Annotated in this window: 17 protein-coding genes; 4 read left to right on the forward strand and 13 right to left on the reverse strand. The window is 66.5% G+C overall.

What is annotated here, in order from left to right; genetic code table 11:
* Window positions 1-38: 38 nt before the first annotated feature.
* Both AB0I18_RS07180 and AB0I18_RS07185 read right to left on the reverse strand, forming a co-directional pair.
* Complete coding sequence (locus AB0I18_RS07180; protein WP_363104372.1) at window positions 39-1811, reverse strand: hypothetical protein; 1773 nt, start codon at window positions 1809-1811, stop codon at window positions 39-41.
* The gene (locus AB0I18_RS07185) at window positions 1808-2719 is read right to left on the reverse strand and encodes a hypothetical protein (protein WP_363104373.1); all 912 of its coding nucleotides are present in this window, start codon (window positions 2717-2719) and stop codon (window positions 1808-1810) included. The genes AB0I18_RS07180 and AB0I18_RS07185 overlap by 4 nt, the downstream gene beginning before the upstream one ends.
* On the opposite strand from AB0I18_RS07185, the gene AB0I18_RS07190 reads away from it, so the two are divergent.
* Window positions 2711-3139: a helix-turn-helix transcriptional regulator gene (locus tag AB0I18_RS07190; protein ID WP_363104374.1), complete on the forward strand. Its 429-nt coding sequence runs from the start codon at window positions 2711-2713 to the stop codon at window positions 3137-3139. The two genes, AB0I18_RS07185 and AB0I18_RS07190, sit on opposite strands and share 9 nt — an antisense overlap.
* Before the next feature lie 193 nt (window positions 3140-3332).
* Here AB0I18_RS07190 and AB0I18_RS07195 read toward each other — a convergent pair whose 3' ends face one another.
* Together AB0I18_RS07195 and AB0I18_RS07200 are read right to left on the reverse strand one after the other, a co-directional pair.
* Window positions 3333-3878, reverse strand: coding sequence for a hypothetical protein (locus AB0I18_RS07195; protein ID WP_363104375.1), 546 nt, complete (start codon window positions 3876-3878; stop codon window positions 3333-3335).
* 401 nt (window positions 3879-4279) lie between these two features.
* Window positions 4280-5524 (reverse strand): IS1380 family transposase, encoded by a 1245-nt coding sequence (locus tag AB0I18_RS07200; protein WP_363104376.1) that lies wholly within the window; start codon window positions 5522-5524, stop codon window positions 4280-4282.
* 291 nt (window positions 5525-5815) lie between these two features.
* Between AB0I18_RS07200 and AB0I18_RS07205 the strand changes: the two genes are divergently transcribed.
* Together AB0I18_RS07205 and AB0I18_RS07210 are read left to right on the forward strand one after the other, a co-directional pair.
* Window positions 5816-6049 (forward strand): transposase family protein, encoded by a 234-nt coding sequence (locus AB0I18_RS07205; protein ID WP_363104377.1) that lies wholly within the window; start codon window positions 5816-5818, stop codon window positions 6047-6049.
* 18 nt (window positions 6050-6067) lie between these two features.
* Entirely contained in the window at window positions 6068-7147 is a 1080-nt protein-coding gene (locus AB0I18_RS07210) for an ISL3 family transposase (protein ID WP_363104378.1), read from the forward strand.
* A gap of 212 nt (window positions 7148-7359) precedes the next feature.
* On the opposite strand, the gene AB0I18_RS07215 is transcribed toward AB0I18_RS07210, so the two are convergent.
* From AB0I18_RS07215 to AB0I18_RS07230, 4 genes are read right to left on the reverse strand one after another with little or no spacing between them, the layout of a single operon-like run.
* Window positions 7360-7746, reverse strand: a complete 387-nt coding sequence (locus AB0I18_RS07215) for a hypothetical protein (RefSeq protein ID WP_363104379.1) — start codon at window positions 7744-7746, stop codon at window positions 7360-7362.
* Window positions 7727-8608, reverse strand: coding sequence for a formyltransferase family protein (locus AB0I18_RS07220; RefSeq protein ID WP_363104380.1), 882 nt, complete (start codon window positions 8606-8608; stop codon window positions 7727-7729). The genes AB0I18_RS07215 and AB0I18_RS07220 overlap by 20 nt, the downstream gene beginning before the upstream one ends.
* A 60-nt stretch (window positions 8609-8668) precedes the next feature.
* A complete protein-coding gene (locus tag AB0I18_RS07225; protein ID WP_363104381.1) occupies window positions 8669-9196 on the reverse strand; it encodes a DUF6879 family protein in 528 nt (175 codons plus the stop codon).
* 5 nt (window positions 9197-9201) lie between these two features.
* A complete protein-coding gene (locus AB0I18_RS07230; RefSeq protein ID WP_363104382.1) occupies window positions 9202-9405 on the reverse strand; it encodes a hypothetical protein in 204 nt (67 codons plus the stop codon).
* A gap of 351 nt (window positions 9406-9756) precedes the next feature.
* On the opposite strand from AB0I18_RS07230, the gene AB0I18_RS07235 reads away from it, so the two are divergent.
* The gene (locus AB0I18_RS07235) at window positions 9757-12120 is read left to right on the forward strand and encodes a tetratricopeptide repeat protein (RefSeq protein WP_363104383.1); all 2364 of its coding nucleotides are present in this window, start codon (window positions 9757-9759) and stop codon (window positions 12118-12120) included.
* A 634-nt stretch (window positions 12121-12754) separates the two neighbouring features.
* On the opposite strand, the gene AB0I18_RS07240 is transcribed toward AB0I18_RS07235, so the two are convergent.
* The 5 genes from AB0I18_RS07240 to AB0I18_RS07260 all read right to left on the reverse strand — a co-directional run bounded on the left by AB0I18_RS07240 (window position 12755) and on the right by AB0I18_RS07260 (window position 17503).
* Entirely contained in the window at window positions 12755-13414 is a 660-nt protein-coding gene (locus AB0I18_RS07240) for a hypothetical protein (RefSeq protein ID WP_363104384.1), read from the reverse strand.
* A 388-nt stretch (window positions 13415-13802) separates the two neighbouring features.
* Window positions 13803-14042 (reverse strand): hypothetical protein, encoded by a 240-nt coding sequence (locus AB0I18_RS07245; protein WP_363104385.1) that lies wholly within the window; start codon window positions 14040-14042, stop codon window positions 13803-13805.
* Complete coding sequence (locus tag AB0I18_RS07250; RefSeq protein ID WP_363104386.1) at window positions 13991-14305, reverse strand: hypothetical protein; 315 nt, start codon at window positions 14303-14305, stop codon at window positions 13991-13993. Before AB0I18_RS07250 ends, AB0I18_RS07245 begins: the two co-directional genes overlap by 52 nt.
* A gap of 243 nt (window positions 14306-14548) precedes the next feature.
* Complete coding sequence (locus AB0I18_RS07255; protein ID WP_363104387.1) at window positions 14549-15196, reverse strand: transposase; 648 nt, start codon at window positions 15194-15196, stop codon at window positions 14549-14551.
* Between the two features lie 198 nt (window positions 15197-15394).
* A complete protein-coding gene (locus AB0I18_RS07260; RefSeq protein ID WP_363104428.1) occupies window positions 15395-17503 on the reverse strand; it encodes a DEAD/DEAH box helicase in 2109 nt (702 codons plus the stop codon).
* Window positions 17504-17547 lie beyond the last annotated feature (44 nt).

Genomic DNA, 17547 nt, shown 5'->3' on the forward strand with positions numbered 1-17547 from the left:
GGCGCGGTGGTGTGGCTTCGTTCGCCCCGATCCGCCTTCTACGTTCTCGGAGTTTCGGACGGCGGTATGGTGACGTCGCTCTCGTTCGGTGGGGTCGTCGCCCTGTACGGGTCAGGTGTCTCGGGGATGGTGCCGATCGTGTAGCGCTCTGGCTTCCAGAGGTGCCGTGTGCGGAGGAAGGACTCGATGCTCCTCAGGTTCTCGACCATGAGCTGAACGGCGGCCAGGAGGGTCTGGGCGACGCGGCCGCGGCTTTGGCGTCGTTCGCGGGAGTGCAGGAACGTCTCGACGTTCTTGGCGCGGCCGTTGAGGCCCTCGACGTGACTGCGGAGGCTGCGGAACGTGCGTTGCCAGGCTGCCCGGCCCCAGGGCAGGTCTTGGCGGAGCTTGGACATGATGTCGGTCGGCACGGTGATCGTGGACTGCTGGCAGATGGCGGGGCGCCGGTGTGCCGGATCGTCCGGCGGGCGTACGGTCGGGCGGGCTCCGGGGTGCGCGCGTCGGGCGCGCGGGTTGTCCAGGTCGACGGTGTGCGAGGTCCGGGTGGGACGCTGAGGTTGGCCCCGATGGCATCGGTTGCGAGCGGCCGTGGTGTCGCGCTCCTGGGCCCAGGGGCAGCTGACGCGGGGGTTGGTGCCGGCGGCGGGGCACTGCCGGCGTTCCAGGCCGCGTTCGTCGGCGGACTGTTTGAGGGGCAGGACGTAGGGATCCGCGTCGAGCATGCGGGGCAGCAGTTCTTCTCTTTCGGTGCTTCCCTTGGCCGCGGACATCTTGTGGTAGCCGTTGATGATCCGCTGTGGAGTGTGGGGACAGAGCAGTTCACCGGCGATGGCGATGGTGCCCTCGACGGCGTTCTTGTCCTTCTTGACCATGGTGGTCTTGTAGTCCAAGACCAGGCGGTAGCCGAGGGCGCGTACGGGGTCGTGGAAGTTCTCGACCTTGGCATCGGAGTAGGCGAGGTCTCCGGCGATGAAGCCCTTGACGGGCCAGAGGTGTTGGACGATCTCCAGCAGCCGGACGGCTTGCTGACCGATTTCCTTGCTGGGGGCGTGGACGGCCATGCCCATGCACAACTGGGGGTAGCGGCCGGCGAGTTCGGGGTCGGAGTGCCCCGCCACCAGCAGGGTGGCGCTGTAGCCGAACGTCTGGTCTCCACCGCCGGAGACGTGCCAGCCGGCGCTCACTTCGAGCGAGGCGTGCCTTTCGGTGGGCTTCCGGGCCCAGGTGGCCACGGCGGTGGCGTCCACCGACAGATCACCGTTCCAACCGTTCATGAGGCCGCGGGCGATGGCGATGCGGACGGGGGTGAGGACGAGGCGGTTGGCGATCCGGGAGAGCACGGGGGTGACGTCCTGGCCCTTGGGGTGTGTCCAGGCCCGATGGTACGGCTCTGTTTCGTGCGGGAGCATGCGGGTGCGCCGGTCGTGCCGTGCAGGGTCCAGCAGGGTAGTGATGCGGGACCAGGCATCGTAGAAGCGTTTCGCGGAGGCGCGCGTGGCGTCGATGTCTGTGGCGTCGACCCTCTTGAGTCCGAAGTATTTCAACCATGGCTTGCGCAGGCCGAACTGCATGCACTCCCAGGCGTCGTCGATGTTCGTGCTCCGTTTCTCCCTGGCGGCCAGGAGCAGGCCGACCAGGACGGTTTCGGCGGGCAGGCCGCGTGGTCCGGGCCTGGAGGCTTCCAATGGCGCGAGTTCGTCGAGGACTCCGCTGGCCCGGACCAGGCCGATGATCTGCCGGACGTGGCGATCGTTGATCTTGGAGGGGTGCGGTGATGGCATCGGCCTGCGCGCTGCACGCTTGTGGGTCATGCCCAACCCCGCAGCAGGCGGACGGCAGCGTCGTCGGAGATTTCCGGTACCCACGCCAGGTACGGGGCGAGGGCCGCGGCGGACTTCAGGCCGGCTGCCTTGGCGATCAGGTCTGTGGGGACGTGGTCGCGCAGCAGGGACACGATCCAGGTCGCACGCAGGCGTCGCATGTCCGGAACGGGGACTTTGCGGTCGCCGGGCTTGTTCCTGGCGACCCAGTTGCTGATCGCGTTCTTGGGCCGCTCGACCTGGCGGTCCGGGGCGTAGAGGTAGCGGTTGCCGGCTCTGCGGGCGAGTTCTGCCAGCGCTTGCTCCCAAAGCGAACGGCAGACGACCAGGCGGTTCGTGCCAGGTACGCGGACGACGACCGCGTCGCTCGGCAGAACGTGGACGTCGGTCCCGCGGACTGCAAGCATCTCCGACGGGACCAGGCCACAGCCGGCACCGAGCGCGAGCATGGCACGGGCGTTGCCCCGGCCGGTCGGGGTGGGCGGGAGATTGCTGGACCAGACATCCAGACGGGTGAGGTCGCTGGTGCTGTAGGGCTCGGCGCCCGAGCGGTCCGCTCGCAGGTGGGGCCGTGCCGGCTCGCCACGCTCCACCCATACCAGGGCTTCGCGGACGCGGCTCAGCAGTGCCGCGTACGTCTGGCTGGAGCCGCCCTTCAGCCCAGTGTCGGTCAGCACGTAGCGGGTGATGGTCGACTGCTCCAGCCACACGGCTGGGTCACGCGGTACGCCCGCCTGCTCGGCGTTCACGGCGAGCATGGCCACCACCCGCAGGACCGTGGTCAGCGGGTACGGGACGTGGTCGGCGACCGTCGCGACAAGCATCCGCACGCCGTCGGCGACCGCCTCCCACTCGGGCGGCGCGTCTTTGGGTCGGTACCGCAGGATCGCATGGCTCATCTCGGTCTCCAGCACGGCATGCCACGAATACCGGCTAATCAAATAGCCGCCTTTCTGGACATAGTGCACGTCGACTTGGAGGAACGCATCCCGATGCCCGGTGGCACGCACCGCAGTACCGCCCCGAGGGACCTTGCCCCAGATCCGGACCTGTGGCCCCACGCGCCGCTGCCCGGACAGCTGCAGGCCCAGGTCGTCCAGGCCATCGCGCGTGCCCTGGAGCGCGAGATGGAGCGGCAGGACCTGAGCCTGCGGCAACTGGGGCTGCGCAGCGGAATCAACCGGCAGGTCATCACGAACCTGCTGCGGGGAGACAGCTGGCCCGATGTCGTCACCGTGAGCCGTCTGGAGGATGGTCTCGGGGTGCCGCTGTGGCCGGGGGCGACGAGCCGGGCTTCGGCCGTCGCGGGAGTCAATTAGTGACACGTAAGCCTTCTTTCCGCCCATCCCTCTGTGGGAGGGCACGGGGAAATCGGCCACGCGCCCCCGAGGGGAGACGATCTCTACTACCCTCGGGAGTACGTGAACCATGATCAGGGGCGCGTGCGGTGCCGCCGGGTTGCCCCCCGGCGGCACCATCCCCTGACTCAAGTGATCAGGGACGACATGCTCGTTAGGCGGCCTCCGATTCCGTGGCCGTGCGGGCGATCTCGTAGGCGCCGCGGTCGACCCTGACGGCCAGCCCCTTCGTGACCAGCCGGTTCAGTGCTGATCGGGCGTCCTCCGACGGTCGCTTCGAGCGCCCCAGGTGGTGGGTGAGTCCCTGGGCGTGCAGCTTCAGCACGGCCTCTGCGACCTCCCCCGCGCGCAGCGGTTTGTCGGAAGTGGCCAGCAAATCCAGGACCAGGTCCGGCAGGGACGGACCGTCTTGGGGTGCCTCTTCTGATGCGTCCGGCGGCTGAGGTTCGGCGTCTGGGTCCGGCGTGGGTTCGGTGTCGTCAGGAGCAGGCTCCTGCTCGGACTGCTCCGGCGAGACACCCAGATCTGGCAGCGATTCCAGAAGAGATACGTAGAGGCCCTCCAGGCGGGCGAAGCGCACCTCGCCATCGGCGAGTTCGGCTCGCATCGCGCAGTTGGCGTTGAACTGTGCCGTCTTCTGCTCGTGCACCAGGGCCAGGGTGTCCAGCACAGAGGTATGCGTGCCTGATTCCTGCGCCATGGTTCTCTCCCGCATCATGAGCAACATCAACAAGGCGCAAGCGTAGGGGAGTTGCCTGCGGGTGCGACACAAGATCGATGAATTCGGGTGGAGAAAAAGAGCCTGCTGGTCCAGGCCCAGTGGCGTTTGCCAGGAGTGCTCCGTTCCGCGCCGGGCTCTTTCGCCTCTGCAGGCTTGCGGAGCCTTGCCGGGTTCCCAGTAGTTCTCGCCGAAAAAACAACGCTATTAACCTCGATTCGTCAGCAGGGTTCGGTGGTTGACCTGCTCGGCAGTTCGCCCGCAATGTCCTCGGGCTGTTCGAGGTGGGCCGTCGCGTGACGCCGCGGGTGTGCCGGGTTCCACAGGCCCGGAGTGCTGCCGGTCTTCTCCTTCCTGGTCCTTGTCGCGGCAGTGCCCGGCTGTCAGGTGACAGCAGGGAGGGCGGTGAGCCGCTGCCAGAAGGTGGTGAACGCTTGGGCCCAGGGCCAGGTCGCGTCGATGCGCAGCCATCGGCGGCGGGCGTGGTCGGCGAGGCGGGCGGGCAGGTGGTAGAGGCGGAAGCGCATGGTCTTGGGCTCGGCGTTGGCCAGGCCCTCGACGTCGTGCAGGGCCAGCAGCCGCACCCAGGCGTCGAGATCACTGGCGAGGTTCGCGGTGAGCATCCAGCCGTGGTTCACTTCCCAGAATGCGGAGGGCAAGTTGTCCAGTCCCGTCGCCTTGTTGGTGCGGACCCGGTCCTCGACTCCGGCGTGCGAGCGGTGCAGTACGTCCAGGAACTGGCTGTGGCCCGAGCCGGTGATGCCCCACATGTGACGGATGTTGGTGGCGGTGATGCAGTAGCGCCAGCCAGTCTTCTTCTCGAAGGCGGTCAGTTTCTTCGGGTGCCGGCGAGTGGGCCTGACGCGGCGCACGATCAGCCGCATGCCCTCCGGCCAGCCCTCACGGGTGTTCAGCCCGGTCAACTCGGCGACGAAGTAGCCCTCTTGGAGGCTGCCGTCCTGGTGCAGGGAGGTCTCCCAGGCGCTTTTGGGTAGCTTTGCGATGGCCTTCTCGTCGTCTTTGGTGATTGTCCAGCCGACTGTGTAGCGGACCGTGCGCCGCGTGGTGTTCAGCGCTTCGAGGTGTTCCAGTAGCCCGTGGGTGGCTCCGGCCACCCGGATGAGGATCTTCGCGGCCGAGGAGCCGGGGATCTGGGCGAGGGCGTCGGTGAGCACCGTGATGTGGTCGGCCACCGTGTTCGCTCCGGCATTCCCCGAACGCAGGCACATGGCCAGGGACTCGGTGGTGTTCGCGCACCACACGGCCAGCGGATGAAACCCGAACGTCTTTTTGAAGGTGACCGCTGCCCCCACCTTCTTGGACGCGGACGTGATGATGGTGGCGTCGATGTCGATGACGATCCAGCCGGTCAGCCGCTTGCCCGCCACGACCAGCCAGGGGAAGCCGCCCGGCCGCAGATGCAGCAGACTCCACACATGTCGGCGCACCCGGGCTCGTGCCTTCGCAATCTTCGCCAGGACTGTCTCGTCGAGCGCGCCCAGGGTGCGGCGAACGGTGGAGTCCGATGCCGACGGCCCGAACAACGGCCGGTGATGAAGCTGGAGTTGTTCGGCCTCCGACAGGTTCACCGCCCCGAGCGCGATCGCGACGGCCAGGTGCACCAGCACGCCCGCCCGCCCGTTCCCGCCAGCCGACCGCTGTGCTGGACGGTAACTCCTTCGCCAGTGCCCCGGTGAGCCCTGTGCGGTCCGCGCACCGGCGCAGCAGCACCGCACCGGCATGCTCGATCAGTTTCTTCCCGGGTCTTCAAAGTTGAGCGGTGCGCTTCGGGTGTGTGCTGACTGAACGTCACGGTCCGTGATAGGTGGGGTGGTTGTCGGCCCTGGATGCAGGACACCCGTGGTCCTGGGTGATCATTTCTGTTCTCTACACAGAATCATCCTCTGGGAGCCACGGGCTTGGTCAACGATACGACGTTGCTGCTCGACCTCGACGGGGTGTCCGTCATACGGGTCGAGCGGCTTCAGTGCGGTGGGCGCCGGGTCCACCTGGCCACGGCGGATGCCTCGGCCCGGGCCTGCCCGGTCTGCGGGGTCTTCTCGTCCCGGATGAAAGGCTCCGCGACCACCCGGCCCCGGGATCTCCCTTGCGGCGAGCGCGGGCTGGAGTTCGTGTGGCACAAGCGGCGCTAGTGGTGCCCGCGAGCCGGCTTGCCCTCGCATGTCGTTCCCGAGCAGATCCCGCAGATCCCGGCCGGCAAGCGGCTGACCGGGAGGCTGCGCAGTGCGGCCGGGCGCCGGATACGGGATGCCGGCTCAATAATCGTCCAGGCCGCCCGCGATCTGCACCTGTCCTGGCCGACCGTGATGGACGCCTTCAAGGCCGCCGCCCGGCAGGTCGTCGAAGCACCGCTGCCGGAGGTCGAGGTGCTGGGCATCGACGAGACCCGGCGCGGACGGCCCCGCTGGGAACAGAATCCCGACAGCGGCAAGTGGCAGCTGACCAGGGACCGGTGGCACACCGGGTTCGTCGACGCACACGGCGTCGGTGGCCTGCTCGGCCAGGTCGAGGGCCGCACCGTCGCTGACGTGCTGGCCTGGCTCGCCACCACACCCCTGACCTGGCGCAAGAACATCCGGCACGTCACCATCGACATGTCGTCCACCTACCGTGCCGCCCTGCGCACCGGCCTGCCCCACGCCACCGTTGTGGTCGACCACTTCCACTTCGTGCAGCTCGCGAACAAGGTGCTGTCCCTGGTGCGGCGCCGCACCACCGCCGAAATCCGCGGGCGACGCGGACGCGCCACCGACCCGGAATGGAAGGCTCGCAGGCGCCTGCTGCGCAACCGTGAGGACCTCACCGACGAGCAGTTCGCGACCATGTGGAACCCGCTGCTGGACGAGGGGAAGATCGGCCAGACGCTGCTGACTGCCTGGATCGCCAAGGAAAGCCTGCGCACCCTCCTTGCCCTGGCCCGCACCGGCGCCGACCGCCACCGCATCGGCCAGGCCCGCTACAAGTTCCTCACCTGGTGCGCGGACGCCGACATCCCCGAAGTGCGTACCCTCACCGCCACCGTGGACCGCTGGTGGAACGAGATCGCCGCGTTCATCGCCGCGTTCATCGACACCGGACACAGCAACGCCAAAAGCGAGGGCATCAACCGCGTGATCAAACTCGTCGCCCGCGCCGCCTTCGGGTTCCGCAACGCCACGAACCAACGACTACGCACACGCTGTGTCACCACCCGCCGAGCCCGCGGACATCTCCGAACCGCTCAACTTTGAAGACCCCTCTTCCCGTCAGCCACCACGGGCAGCCGACGGTCCCACCCTGTACTCTTGCTCACCAGATTGGTGCCCTGATTCTTGCAGCGGATACGACGTAGACACTCGCATCCTTGCAGTTCAGCGGCACTATTCTGCTATCGGGGCGTCAGGTCACCCAATTCCGCTGAATATCCAGGGATAACTGCGTGGTCGCACCACGGCCCGCGTAGCTAACTACCGAAGTGCAAGGGCCCGTTGATGTCCCGCGCCTGGACCACCGCCCCCTGGATCGTGCCCCCGGAGATCTCGTTGTGCACGTCGCCCGCCCCGGTCGACGTGCCATCGAGGGCCTCCGCCTCCCGACGCCAGGTGTCGAGCGCCTGGGCGAAGGCGGGGTCTTGCTGGGCGCGCAACGCGAGCACGTCGGTCAGTTCCCTGGCCCGCGTCGGACTGTCGGCAGCCTCGGTGAGAGACGCCAACTCGCCCTCGCCGCGCGGCTCTCCGACCGTCGGCCGACGCCGGACCAGATCCCGCAGCGACGCCCAGATCTGCTGACCGGCGGCACCCGCCGTACCTCCGGCTAGGGCCATGAGGAGTTCAGGTGCGATGGGGTCCACGGACACCCTCCCCTGTATTCCTTTCGGACTCCGTGATCCACAGTGGTTTGCCGTCGCCGCATGAGACGAGGAGTCCGTCGGTTGGTTCAAGGCTGGTGCGTTTCACATGAAGCCAGGTGTCGCCCACCTGGGCAAGGGGGCGGTCGGGCGATCGCATGAAGCGATGCGTCCTGACCTGGTCGTGGATCGTACGGGCGCTGTCCGACCAGCGGATGACGGAGAACTCCGCTTCCATGAACCCCGCGTAGCTGGCCGCCGAGTCGTTCTGTGGCTCGCCGGCATGGCCAGCCGCCACCCGGTCCAGCGAGGTGTGAAGCAAATCGCGAACAACGGGCATGGCCTCGGTGCAGTAGGTCGCCCAGTCGATGTCGTCGGCGAGGGGAATTCCATCCTGCTGGGCGAGAACATTCCCGGTGTCGAAGTCGTCGTCCATTCGGTGCACGCTGACACCGCCGGTCGGGTCACCATTGCGGATCGCCCACAGCAGCGGCGCCGGACCGCGATACTTCGGCAGCATCGAGACATGAATATTGAGCGCTCCTAATCTCGGAATCGCCAATACGGAAGGTGGCAGCTTCCAGGCGAACCCAAAAACGACCAGAAGGTCGGGCCGGTAACTCTTCAGCATGAGGCCGAGGCCTCTGATGCCCCCGGGGAGCATCAGATCCATCCCCGGAGGAACCGCGTCGAGAATGGCCGCCGTTGTTTCACCGGCGTCGCCGAGAATCGGGCCACCGGATCGAAGGGAACGGCCGTAGAAATACACGACCGGAAGATGACCGGCGTCGGTGCATGCCGCATGAATCGTGGAGAACTCGGCGGGCCCGGAAGAGATCACACCGATTCGGAGAGGAGTCGACATCCAGCTGTTCCTCATAGAGTGGATCGGCGGGAGGCATCCCGCCGATCACCATCAAGACCGTCAAATCAAGGTGTACTCACTGTGCGGAATGCCCAGCTTCCAGACCGATTCGAAAGCCTTGACACACACCTCCGCCACTTGGGGATCGCTGCTCAGCTCGTTGCCGACCCAGCCGCCGTCCCCGGTGAAGTGGTTGAACAACACGGTGGAGCTGTCGAAGATCCAGCAGTCGTTGCCCGGCAACGCCAGACCTGAGGCGCGCGTACGAGGCAGCCAGCGCACATCCTCACCGGCTGCGATGTTCTGCGGCGTCCCCTCGTGCTCGAACCGGATGTACTCGGTGACCGGTTCGGAGACGATCCGTGCCCGGCGAAGCTCTACACCCCGCGCTGCGGTGGCCCGCATCAGGTCGAGCCAGCTGGCCTTGCTCGCGGCGTCCTCCTCGGGCCCCCACTCACCGGCCCGCCACTTCTCGATGTCCGCCCGTTCCTCCGTCACGGCGTAGTGATCCCGCATTTCCAGATGCCAAGCCGATTCACGGCAAGAATGGAAAAGCCGGGCCCAGCCTTCTGTGTCGAGAGACTCCACTCACATCATCCTTCATCTTTCGGCAAGTAGGAGAACAGCGAGGCGGGCACTCGGACGACCGTTTCCCCGTCCGGTATTTTCATCTGCCCCAGATCAGTCGGATCTCCGATCAAGTAGCCTTGCACGATGAAATCGCCACTTTCCTCGTCCCGGTACAAGCGCGGCGAACCGCCCTGACCCGTGGAGCCACCGACGAAGGTAATCCTCATGACCGTCCCTCACCCTTCGATGCCGCGAACAACTCCATAATGTTGCAAGCATGCGCAATGGGCACAACGAAAACTATCTTAGCTGGCCGAGGCTCCCCTGGGGGGCACGCATCCCATATCTCCCAATCAAGATGGAGGGAACAAGCCACGGAGTGATCGCCTCCGGTGAGGCACCAGGTTCGATGTACCGGTTCACGGGTAACTCCGCTTGGCGACGCTGTGCGGGCGACCGGAAGGAGATGGGAGAGGAGTGGAGGGGATGTGAGGGAGAGACGGATCGGTCAGGATGGAGAGCCGGGATCCGGGCCTCGCACCGGCACCCACAACGACCTCGCAGGCAAGGCAGGCAACGTGGTCCAGGCCGGTGAGGTCCGGGGCGGCGTGCATTTTCACAGCGCGGCACTCACGTCGGCTCCCCGCCCGGCCCAACTGCCCGGCAATGTGGGCGGCTTCGTCAACCGGATTGATGAACTGCGGTCCCTGCACGCCCTACTGGAGCTTCCACCACCCGGAACCCAGCAGAATTCAGGAGTATTGCGCATTGCCGTTGTCGTCGGCACGGCCGGAGTGGGCAAGACATCGCTCGCCATCCGCTGGGCGCACCAGATCAAGGAGCACTTTCCTGATGGGCAGCTGTACGTCAACCTGCGCGGCTACGACCCGGGCCCGCCAGTGATCGTCACGGATGTCCTGGGGCGTTTCCTGCGTGCGCTGGACGTGCCGCTGGAGCACATACCCACTGGTGAGGAGCCACGCGCGGAACTGTTCCGGTCGGTGACGGCTGGCCGCCGCGTGCTCATCGTCCTGGACAACGCCGCCACCGCCAGCGAGATCCGACCACTCCTGCCCGGCTCCTCCAGCTGTCTGGTGGCAATCACGAGTCGTACCCGCATGTCGGGTTTGGTGGTGCGGGAAGGAGCACATCGAGTGGGTGTGGAAACGCTGTCTCAAGCCGAATCCGTGCAGTTGCTGCGCACCGTCTTCGCTGGGTACCGCACCGGCGACGACCAGGAAGAGCTGGCCGAATTGGCGCGATTGTGTGCTCGGCTGCCGCTGGCCCTCCGAATCGTGGCCGAACGCGCTGCGGCACGGCCGCGCATGCCCCTGCGCGACTTGATCGCCGATCTACGCGACGAGTCCGGACTGTGGGACGCCCTGTCGGTGACCGGAGAGGGAGAGGCAGAGGAAGCGGACGCGGTGCGCACGGTGTTCGCGTGGTCGTACCGCACGCTCACCCCGCAAAGCGCCCGGATGTTCCGGTTGCTGGGACTGCATCCGGGACCTGAATTCAGGGTGGAGGCCGCCGCGGCTCTCGCAGCCACCACCACGGTCCGCGCCCGACGGCACCTCGACAGCCTGGCTGCCGCGCATCTGTTGGAGGAGTGCGGTCACGACCGCTACCAGTTCCACGACCTGCTGCGCGCCTACGCCGTCGATCAGACCCAGCGCGAGGAATCACCAGGGGACCGGCGTGCCGCGCTGGAACGGGTCCTCGGCTGGTACTTGCACTCGGCTGCCGCTGCCGCCCTGGCGGGCTCATGCTCGTACACGATGCCGCTGACCCTGGAACCGGTGGACGGTCACGTCAGGCCGATGTCCTTCGACGACGGAGACGACGGAAAGGCCGGGATCGCCTGGTACGAGACCGAGCGTGACAATCTGATCACCGCGGTCCGTATCGCCGGTGCCGTCGGGCTGGACCGGGTCGCCTGGCAGATCCCCGCCGTCCTGACGATGGTCATCGCGGACCGGGAGCCGGCCGATACCTGGCTGCCTGCCCAGCGAATGGCCCTCGAATCGGCTCTTCGGGCAGGTGACCGGTATGGGGAAGCGATCACCCTCGACAACCTCGGCATCGCCTACCGGCATCTTTTCCGACTGGCCGAGGCCGAGGAATACTTCAGTGCCGCGCTAAATATCCTTCAGGAACTCGGGGACGTGTTCGGGATTGCTCGGGCTGCCAATGGCCTGGGCGTGACCCATATGTTCGCGCACCGCGTCGAGGACGCCACCACCTGTTTCGAGCAGGCTCTGGAGCAGGCGAACGAACTCGACAATGTCCTCTACACCGGCGCCTTCACTCGCAATCTCGGATGGGCGCTCCTCGAATGCGACGAACTCGACCGGGCGGAGGAATTACTGAGCAGCTCGGCCGCCATTCTGGCCGACGCGAAAGAACCGCTGGAACAGGCCGAAGCTCTGACCCTACTCTCGGCCGTTCACCGACGAGCGGGACGGTTTACACCGGCGAACGAGACGGCCGAGCAGGCACTGGCCATCGCGGGAGAGGCCGACGGCAAGCTGTTCGAATCCCTCGCTCTCCTCGAACTGGGCCGCAACTCCCTGGCACAGGAAGAGGCCACCGAAGCTCTAGCCCACCTCCAACAGGCCGCCGCCCTGTTCCAGCGCATCGGCCGTCCCGATCTTCAAGCCGCCGCATGGGACGCGACCGGCGAGGCGTATCTCCTGCTCGGGCGCGTCGAGGAAGCCGTCGCATTCCACCGGCAGGCGTGCTCGGCGTTCCGCAGCAGGGACGACCGCTGGTCCCTGGCACTTTCCCTGGCCCGTCTCGCCGTGGCACTGACGCGGCAGGGATTTCCGCAGGAAGCGCAGGAGCAGCGTCTCGAGGCTCTTCGTTTGCTCACGGCGTTCCACGACACCATGGCGCGAGCGAGGCGATCCGAGGTGGAGGCGGCAGCCCGAGCGGAGACCTAGAACGTCCCGGCCATTTCCTCCGCAGGGTGGCGGGTAGTCAGCCAAGCGCTCACGCCGACATGAAGTGGACCTCGCGGGGTCTGTGGAATCTCAGAGGACGCAGTTGGTCCCCGTGGTGGGGGCTGCCTGTTGAGTCGGCACGGAGCGCGGTGCCAGTATCGCCACCGGTTCGTTCCTCTGTGCCGCTCGCCGAACCCGGCGTGCCCGTCTCCGAGTGCCGGGCTCTCCGCGGACTCTGCCGTTCAGGCGTGGTTGAGACGTGTCCAGGGGTTGGGGATCCTATTGCCTCTGAAGTTTCCCGCCGAGTAGCCGAGGGGTGAGAATCCCCTCGGCTAAGAAACACTGCGTGAAATGTATTGCCGTGGGCACCAGGATTGAACTAGACCGGTTACGAAACTTTCTCATTGAGCCACACGGTGCGCGCAAGCGCGCCAATTGGATATTCGCGTTGCCGCAGAGCGCTGAAACGTGAGCTCGTCGCCTGCCTGTGCACCGGCCGGGCGCTGCGGGTTCCTCGGGTCCGCACCGTTCTGAACCAACATTCCCGGACTCTATGAAACTCGGGTCAGCTCAAAAGCCACGCTCTAAAGATCTGTACGCCCTCAGTGGCCATGGCCCCGTCATGGGCCGTTCGTCATGGCTGCTGGTCCCAGCGCGTCTGAGGTGGGTGATTCTTGTGGAATTCATTGACTCGACGACTGTACTCCTTTTGAACTAAAACCTGCATCCGGATCGAGGAAGATGAATCGTTGAATTTGGGGAATGGGACATTCATTTTGAGGTTTAGGAATATCTGCATTGCGCCGAGTATCAGATAGGCTGTGAAGAAAAAGAGCGGCCACAGGAACGCGAGCATGGCATAGATAAGCCATTGCGGAGGGCTATCCTGGGGCTGGGGTATCTGGGACATGAATATATCGAGAGAAAATGCGCCTCCCGCAGATAGGACAGTCTTCACTCTTTGCGGGGTCCGGAGTTCGCACCAGGCCCAGTTGAGCCCCAGAATCGGCTTTCTGGGTACGGTTGGCCAACCCTGACCGGCTGCGATATGTGCATTATGCACCAATCGCGGCCGCACCTTTCGTAGATAGAAAATTCCTGGCACGAGGTAGATTGGACCTAATAGGATCGCAAGCGGTGGTGCAAAGATCAAAAAGATTCGGAACCCCTGGGTGGACCCGGTTTGTATCCACTCGTAGGGATGTTGCCTGATCACGTCGATGGCGACGCCGATACAGAGAAGAAATCCAACGACGTCGGCAGTCGCAACTAGAGCAGCTAGCATGCGGATCATCCGGTCTATACCCTCCGCTGTGGTGCAGGGCGGTCCATCCGTTTGGCAGAGGCGCCAGATTATGTCTGTCCAACCCGACTCGCATCCCCTTTTCGGCGTATTTCGAGAATTTTCGCCTGCGCTATGGTGATTGTGGTACGCGTGTGGGTTGTAAATCGAATATGCAGGCGAGAATTCTGTGACCCTGTTTCATGATCGGGTATGACAAGGAGGTTAGCCTCGATTCGTCAGTGGGCTTTGGTCACTGATCGGTCCGACGGTTCGCCCGTAATGTCCCCAGTCGGTTGAGGGCAGGTCGTCGCGTGACGCCGCGGCTGCGCCGGGTTCCACAGGCCCGGAGACTGCGGGTTCTCCTCCTTTCTGGTCCTCGTCGGGCGGGGCCCGGTCGTCAGGTTGTGGCCGAAAGCTGGATGAGCCGTCTCCAGCTGGTGGTGAACGTCGATGCCCAGGGCCAGGTCCGCTCGATGCGCAGGTAGCGGCGGCGGGCGTGCTTCGCGAAGTGGGCGGGCAGGTGGTAGAAGCGACAACGCATGGTGTCCGGCTCGGCGCCGGCGAGGTCCTTGCTGTCGTGCAGGGTCAGCAGACGGAGCCAGGCGTCGAGGTCGGCCGCGAGGTTCGCGGCGAGCATCCAGCCTGTGTTGATCTGCCAGGACTTGAAGGGCAGGGGTTGTGCAGGCCCATGGCCTTGGCGGTGCGGATGCAGTCCTCGACCTCGGCGTGGTCGCGGTGCAGGGCGTCGAGGAACTGGATCTGGTAGGAGCCGGTGATGCCCCGCATGTGGCGGATGTTGGTCACGGTGACCGAGTAGCGCCAGCCGGTCTTCTTCTCGAAGTCGGTCAGTTTCTTCAGCTGCCGCTGTGACGGCTTGACGCGGCGGACGATCAGCCGCATCCCCTCCGGCCAGCCCTCGCGAGTGTTTCAGAGCGGTCAACTCGGCGATCTGGTACCCCTCGTGGAGTGCGCCGCCCTGTGCCAGCGCGGTCTCCGACGCCTTCTCGGGAATCCGGGCGATCGCGGCCTCGTCCTCCTCGGTGATCTTCCAGCCGACCGTGTAACGGGCCGTGCGCCGCGTGGCGTTCAACGCTTCGAGGTACTGAAGCAGGCCGTGGGTGGCCCCCGCGCCGTCGACACGGATCAGCAGCTTGGACTGCGAGGAGTGGGGGATCTGCTCCAGGCAGGCGGCCAGCACCCGCAGGTGGTCCTCGACGTGTTTGCTCCCGCGTTGCCCGGGCGCAGTTCCATCGCGAGACTCTCGCCGGTGTTCGCGCACCAGCCGCCCAGCGGATGGAACCCGAACGTACCCTTGAACGTGCCCGCGGCTCCTTCCTTCCTGGACGCGCTCGTGATGACCGTGGCATCCAGGTCCACGACGATCCAGCCCGTCAGGGTGCGTCCGGCCACCGTGAGCCACGGGAAGCCGCCGGGCCGCAGGCGCAGCAGCTTCCACACGTGGCGGGGTACTCGCCGGCGCACCTTCGCGATCCGCGTCAGGGTCTGTCCGTGGAGCCCGGCCAGCACCCGGTGCGTGGTCGAGTCCGAGACGGCCGGCCCGAACAAGCCCTGATGATGCAGTTGGAGCTGCTCGGCCTCCAGCAGGCTCCGGGCCCCGAGCGCAATCGTGACCGCCAGCTGAACGAGCATGGCGGCCCGGTCCGGCAACCCGGCCGCCGTGCTCGTCGGCAGCACCCCGGCGAGCCCTCGTGCCAGACCGATTCGGTCCGCCAGCTTCCGCAGCAGTACCGATCCGGCATGCCCGACCAGTCCCTTCCCGTCGGCCGTCACAGACAGCCCCGCACACCCGGCGGCCACCGCGCCCACCGGGCACCAAGCCCTGCCCAAACCCACCCAGGCCAGGCCCTATTTACGTGTCAGACCGGTGGCAACAATCGGAAGAACACGGCCGAGATGCTCATGGCGACGACTGTTGCTCTGCCTGCACACGCTGGCTGGCATCCGCGGGTGCGGCGTGTCTCTCTGTCATCAGCTCTCGTGCAAAAGAGTGGTGAACCGTACGGGCTCGGCGAGTGTGAGGCGAGCGCCTTCCTCGTCCGCGGTGCGGGCGGCAAGAGTGGCCTCTGCCAGCCTAGGCGGGAGGGCTTCGCTGAACTTGAGGCCTCGTAGGGCGTGCCCATCGACTTCGGGCAGGCTCAGTCCGTCCTTCGCGTCCGCCACGGCGCTTGCCCAGTCCTCCGCGGTGAGGTCATCCCGCAGCCTGATCCAGTGGGCGTTGGCCCGGCGGTGCGGTGAGGCGGCTGAGGAGAGCGTGGCGGCCAGGGTGGCATTGGCGCGGTGACCGGCCCAGGTCCACCAGCGGACGTCGCCGTCGAGGCGGCGGGTGATGACCGTACCTCCCGGATGAACGGTTTCCACGTGTGCGTCCCGGACCTCCGCAAGCCGGGTCCGGGCCCGCTGGGTCAGGCGGACGGGCGGGTCTTGGCCGAGGAGGACGTCGCGCGCGGCTCGGGTGAGGTCGAAGGACAGGACACGCTCGGCACCGAAGCCATTCCACCGGGCGCGTCCGCCCTCGTCGACCGGAGTGACATAGCAGCGTCGGCGGCTCCAGTCGATATGGGTGACTAGCCAGCTGCGCCCTGCGAGCAGCAGCCTGCGCGGGCCCTGAACTTCTTCGGTGAGCAGGTCGGGATCGGTCCGGCCGATCTCCGTACGGCCGTTCATGACGGTGAACTCCGGCGGCGCGGTGAAGACAGCCGTCAGATTCATGAAGTGGCGGTGCCCGTAGCGGTGTTCTGCCTGTGGGCCGATGAACAGCAGGCCGCCATCCTGGTCCAGGTATCCCTGTTCGACGAGGTGGCGGACGATGGGGGCCGCGCTGGGGCCGAAGGGGCCGACGCCGCCCCACCATTCCTGCCACAGGTTCTCGCCGACCCGATGCTCCTGCAGGCACAGGGCCAGCAGCTGCTGGGCGACGAGATGGCGGGGCTCGGGAGGGGCGGTAACGGGTTCCACCCATCCACGGGACCACTGCAGCAAGAGCGCGGTCGCAGCGAGCAGACCGTCGTCGTCAAGGGTGAGAAAGAGGCAGTTGCGGGTGGTGCCGGTGCGGCGCCCGGTCCGGCCGAGCCGCTGGAGGAACGAGGCGACAGTTCGTGGTGCGTCCAGTTGGATGACCCGGTCCAGGTCGCCGACGTCGATGCCGAGTTCCAGGGTGCTGGTCGAGACGATCACGCAGTCACGGGCTTCGGCGAACGCCGCCTCGGCTCGTCGCCGCTCGTCCACGGAGAGCGAGGCGTGGGACAGGAATGTCGTGACGCCACGCAGGCGCAGCTGTTCACCCAGCTCCTCCACGGCGCGGCGGCTCTCGCAGAAGACCAGGCGCTTCTCGCCGCGGTGCAGGGCCGAGATGACGATGGCGGCGTTCGCCACGGACCCGACGTAGTCGAGCTCGATGTCGCCCTCCGGCGGAGTGGGATCCACCTCGTCACGCGCTGCGGGCGCGGCGGACAGTGGCTTCGTGCTGGGAGCGACGACCCGGCCGGGGCGCCGCCCTTGCCCGGAGCCCTGGAGCCAGCCGAGCAGTTCGACGGGGTTGCCGATGGTCGCGGACAGCCCGACCCGCTGAAGGGGGCGGTCGGCGACACGGCTCAGGCGTTCAAGGACGGCCAGCAGGTGCCAGCCCCGGTCGTCGCCCGCGAAGGCGTGGACCTCGTCGACCACCACGGCATGTAGTCCGCTGAAGAAGGAGCGGTGGTCGACATGACTGCTGACCAGCATGGACTCCAGAGACTCGGGGGTGGTGAGAAGGATGTCGGGGCGTTGCACCAGCAGCTTTCGGCGGCGGGACGTGGTGATGTCCCCGTGCCAGAGGCCGACGGTGCGGCCCAGCCAGCCGGCGTAGGCCTCCAGCCGGGGCTGAAGGTTGTTGAGGAGGGCTTTGAGCGGGCACACGTACAGCACGCTGGTGCCCTTCCAACCGCGCCGGTTCATCTGGGTCAGCATCGGGAAGATTGCAGCCTCGGTCTTGCCGCCGGCCGTGGGCGCGAGGAGGACGGCGTCGTCACCGCCGAGCAGTGTGGTGACGGCCTCTTCCTGCAGAGGGCGCAGGGCGTGCCAACCGAGGGTGTTGACGATGTGGTGCCCGAGGACGGGGTCGAGGAGGTCGAAGGCATCGCTCG

The sequence above is a fragment of the Streptomyces sp. NPDC050704 genome (genome assembly GCF_040654355.1).
GTDB lineage: Bacteria > Actinomycetota > Actinomycetes > Streptomycetales > Streptomycetaceae > Streptomyces.

Bases quoted from the DNA above. Each gene is read 5' to 3' on its own strand.
- AB0I18_RS07220 (WP_363104380.1), bottom strand. From the start codon at position 8,608: ATGTCGACTCCTCTCCGAATCGGTGTGATCTCTTCCGGGCCCGCCGAG.
- AB0I18_RS07230 (WP_363104382.1), bottom strand. From the start codon at position 9,405: ATGAGGATTACCTTCGTCGGTGGCTCCACGGGTCAGGGCGGTTCGCCG.
- AB0I18_RS07195 (WP_363104375.1), bottom strand. From the start codon at position 3,878: ATGGCGCAGGAATCAGGCACGCATACCTCTGTGCTGGACACCCTGGCC.
- AB0I18_RS07250 (WP_363104386.1), bottom strand. From the start codon at position 14,305: ATGCGGCTGATCGTCCGCCGCGTCAAGCCGTCACAGCGGCAGCTGAAG.
- AB0I18_RS07245 (WP_363104385.1), bottom strand. From the start codon at position 14,042: ATGCTCGCCGCGAACCTCGCGGCCGACCTCGACGCCTGGCTCCGTCTG.
- AB0I18_RS07240 (WP_363104384.1), bottom strand. From the start codon at position 13,414: ATGATCCGCATGCTAGCTGCTCTAGTTGCGACTGCCGACGTCGTTGGA.
- AB0I18_RS07180 (WP_363104372.1), bottom strand. From the start codon at position 1,811: ATGACCCACAAGCGTGCAGCGCGCAGGCCGATGCCATCACCGCACCCC.
- AB0I18_RS07190 (WP_363104374.1), top strand. From the start codon at position 2,711: ATGGCTCATCTCGGTCTCCAGCACGGCATGCCACGAATACCGGCTAAT.
- AB0I18_RS07185 (WP_363104373.1), bottom strand. From the start codon at position 2,719: ATGAGCCATGCGATCCTGCGGTACCGACCCAAAGACGCGCCGCCCGAG.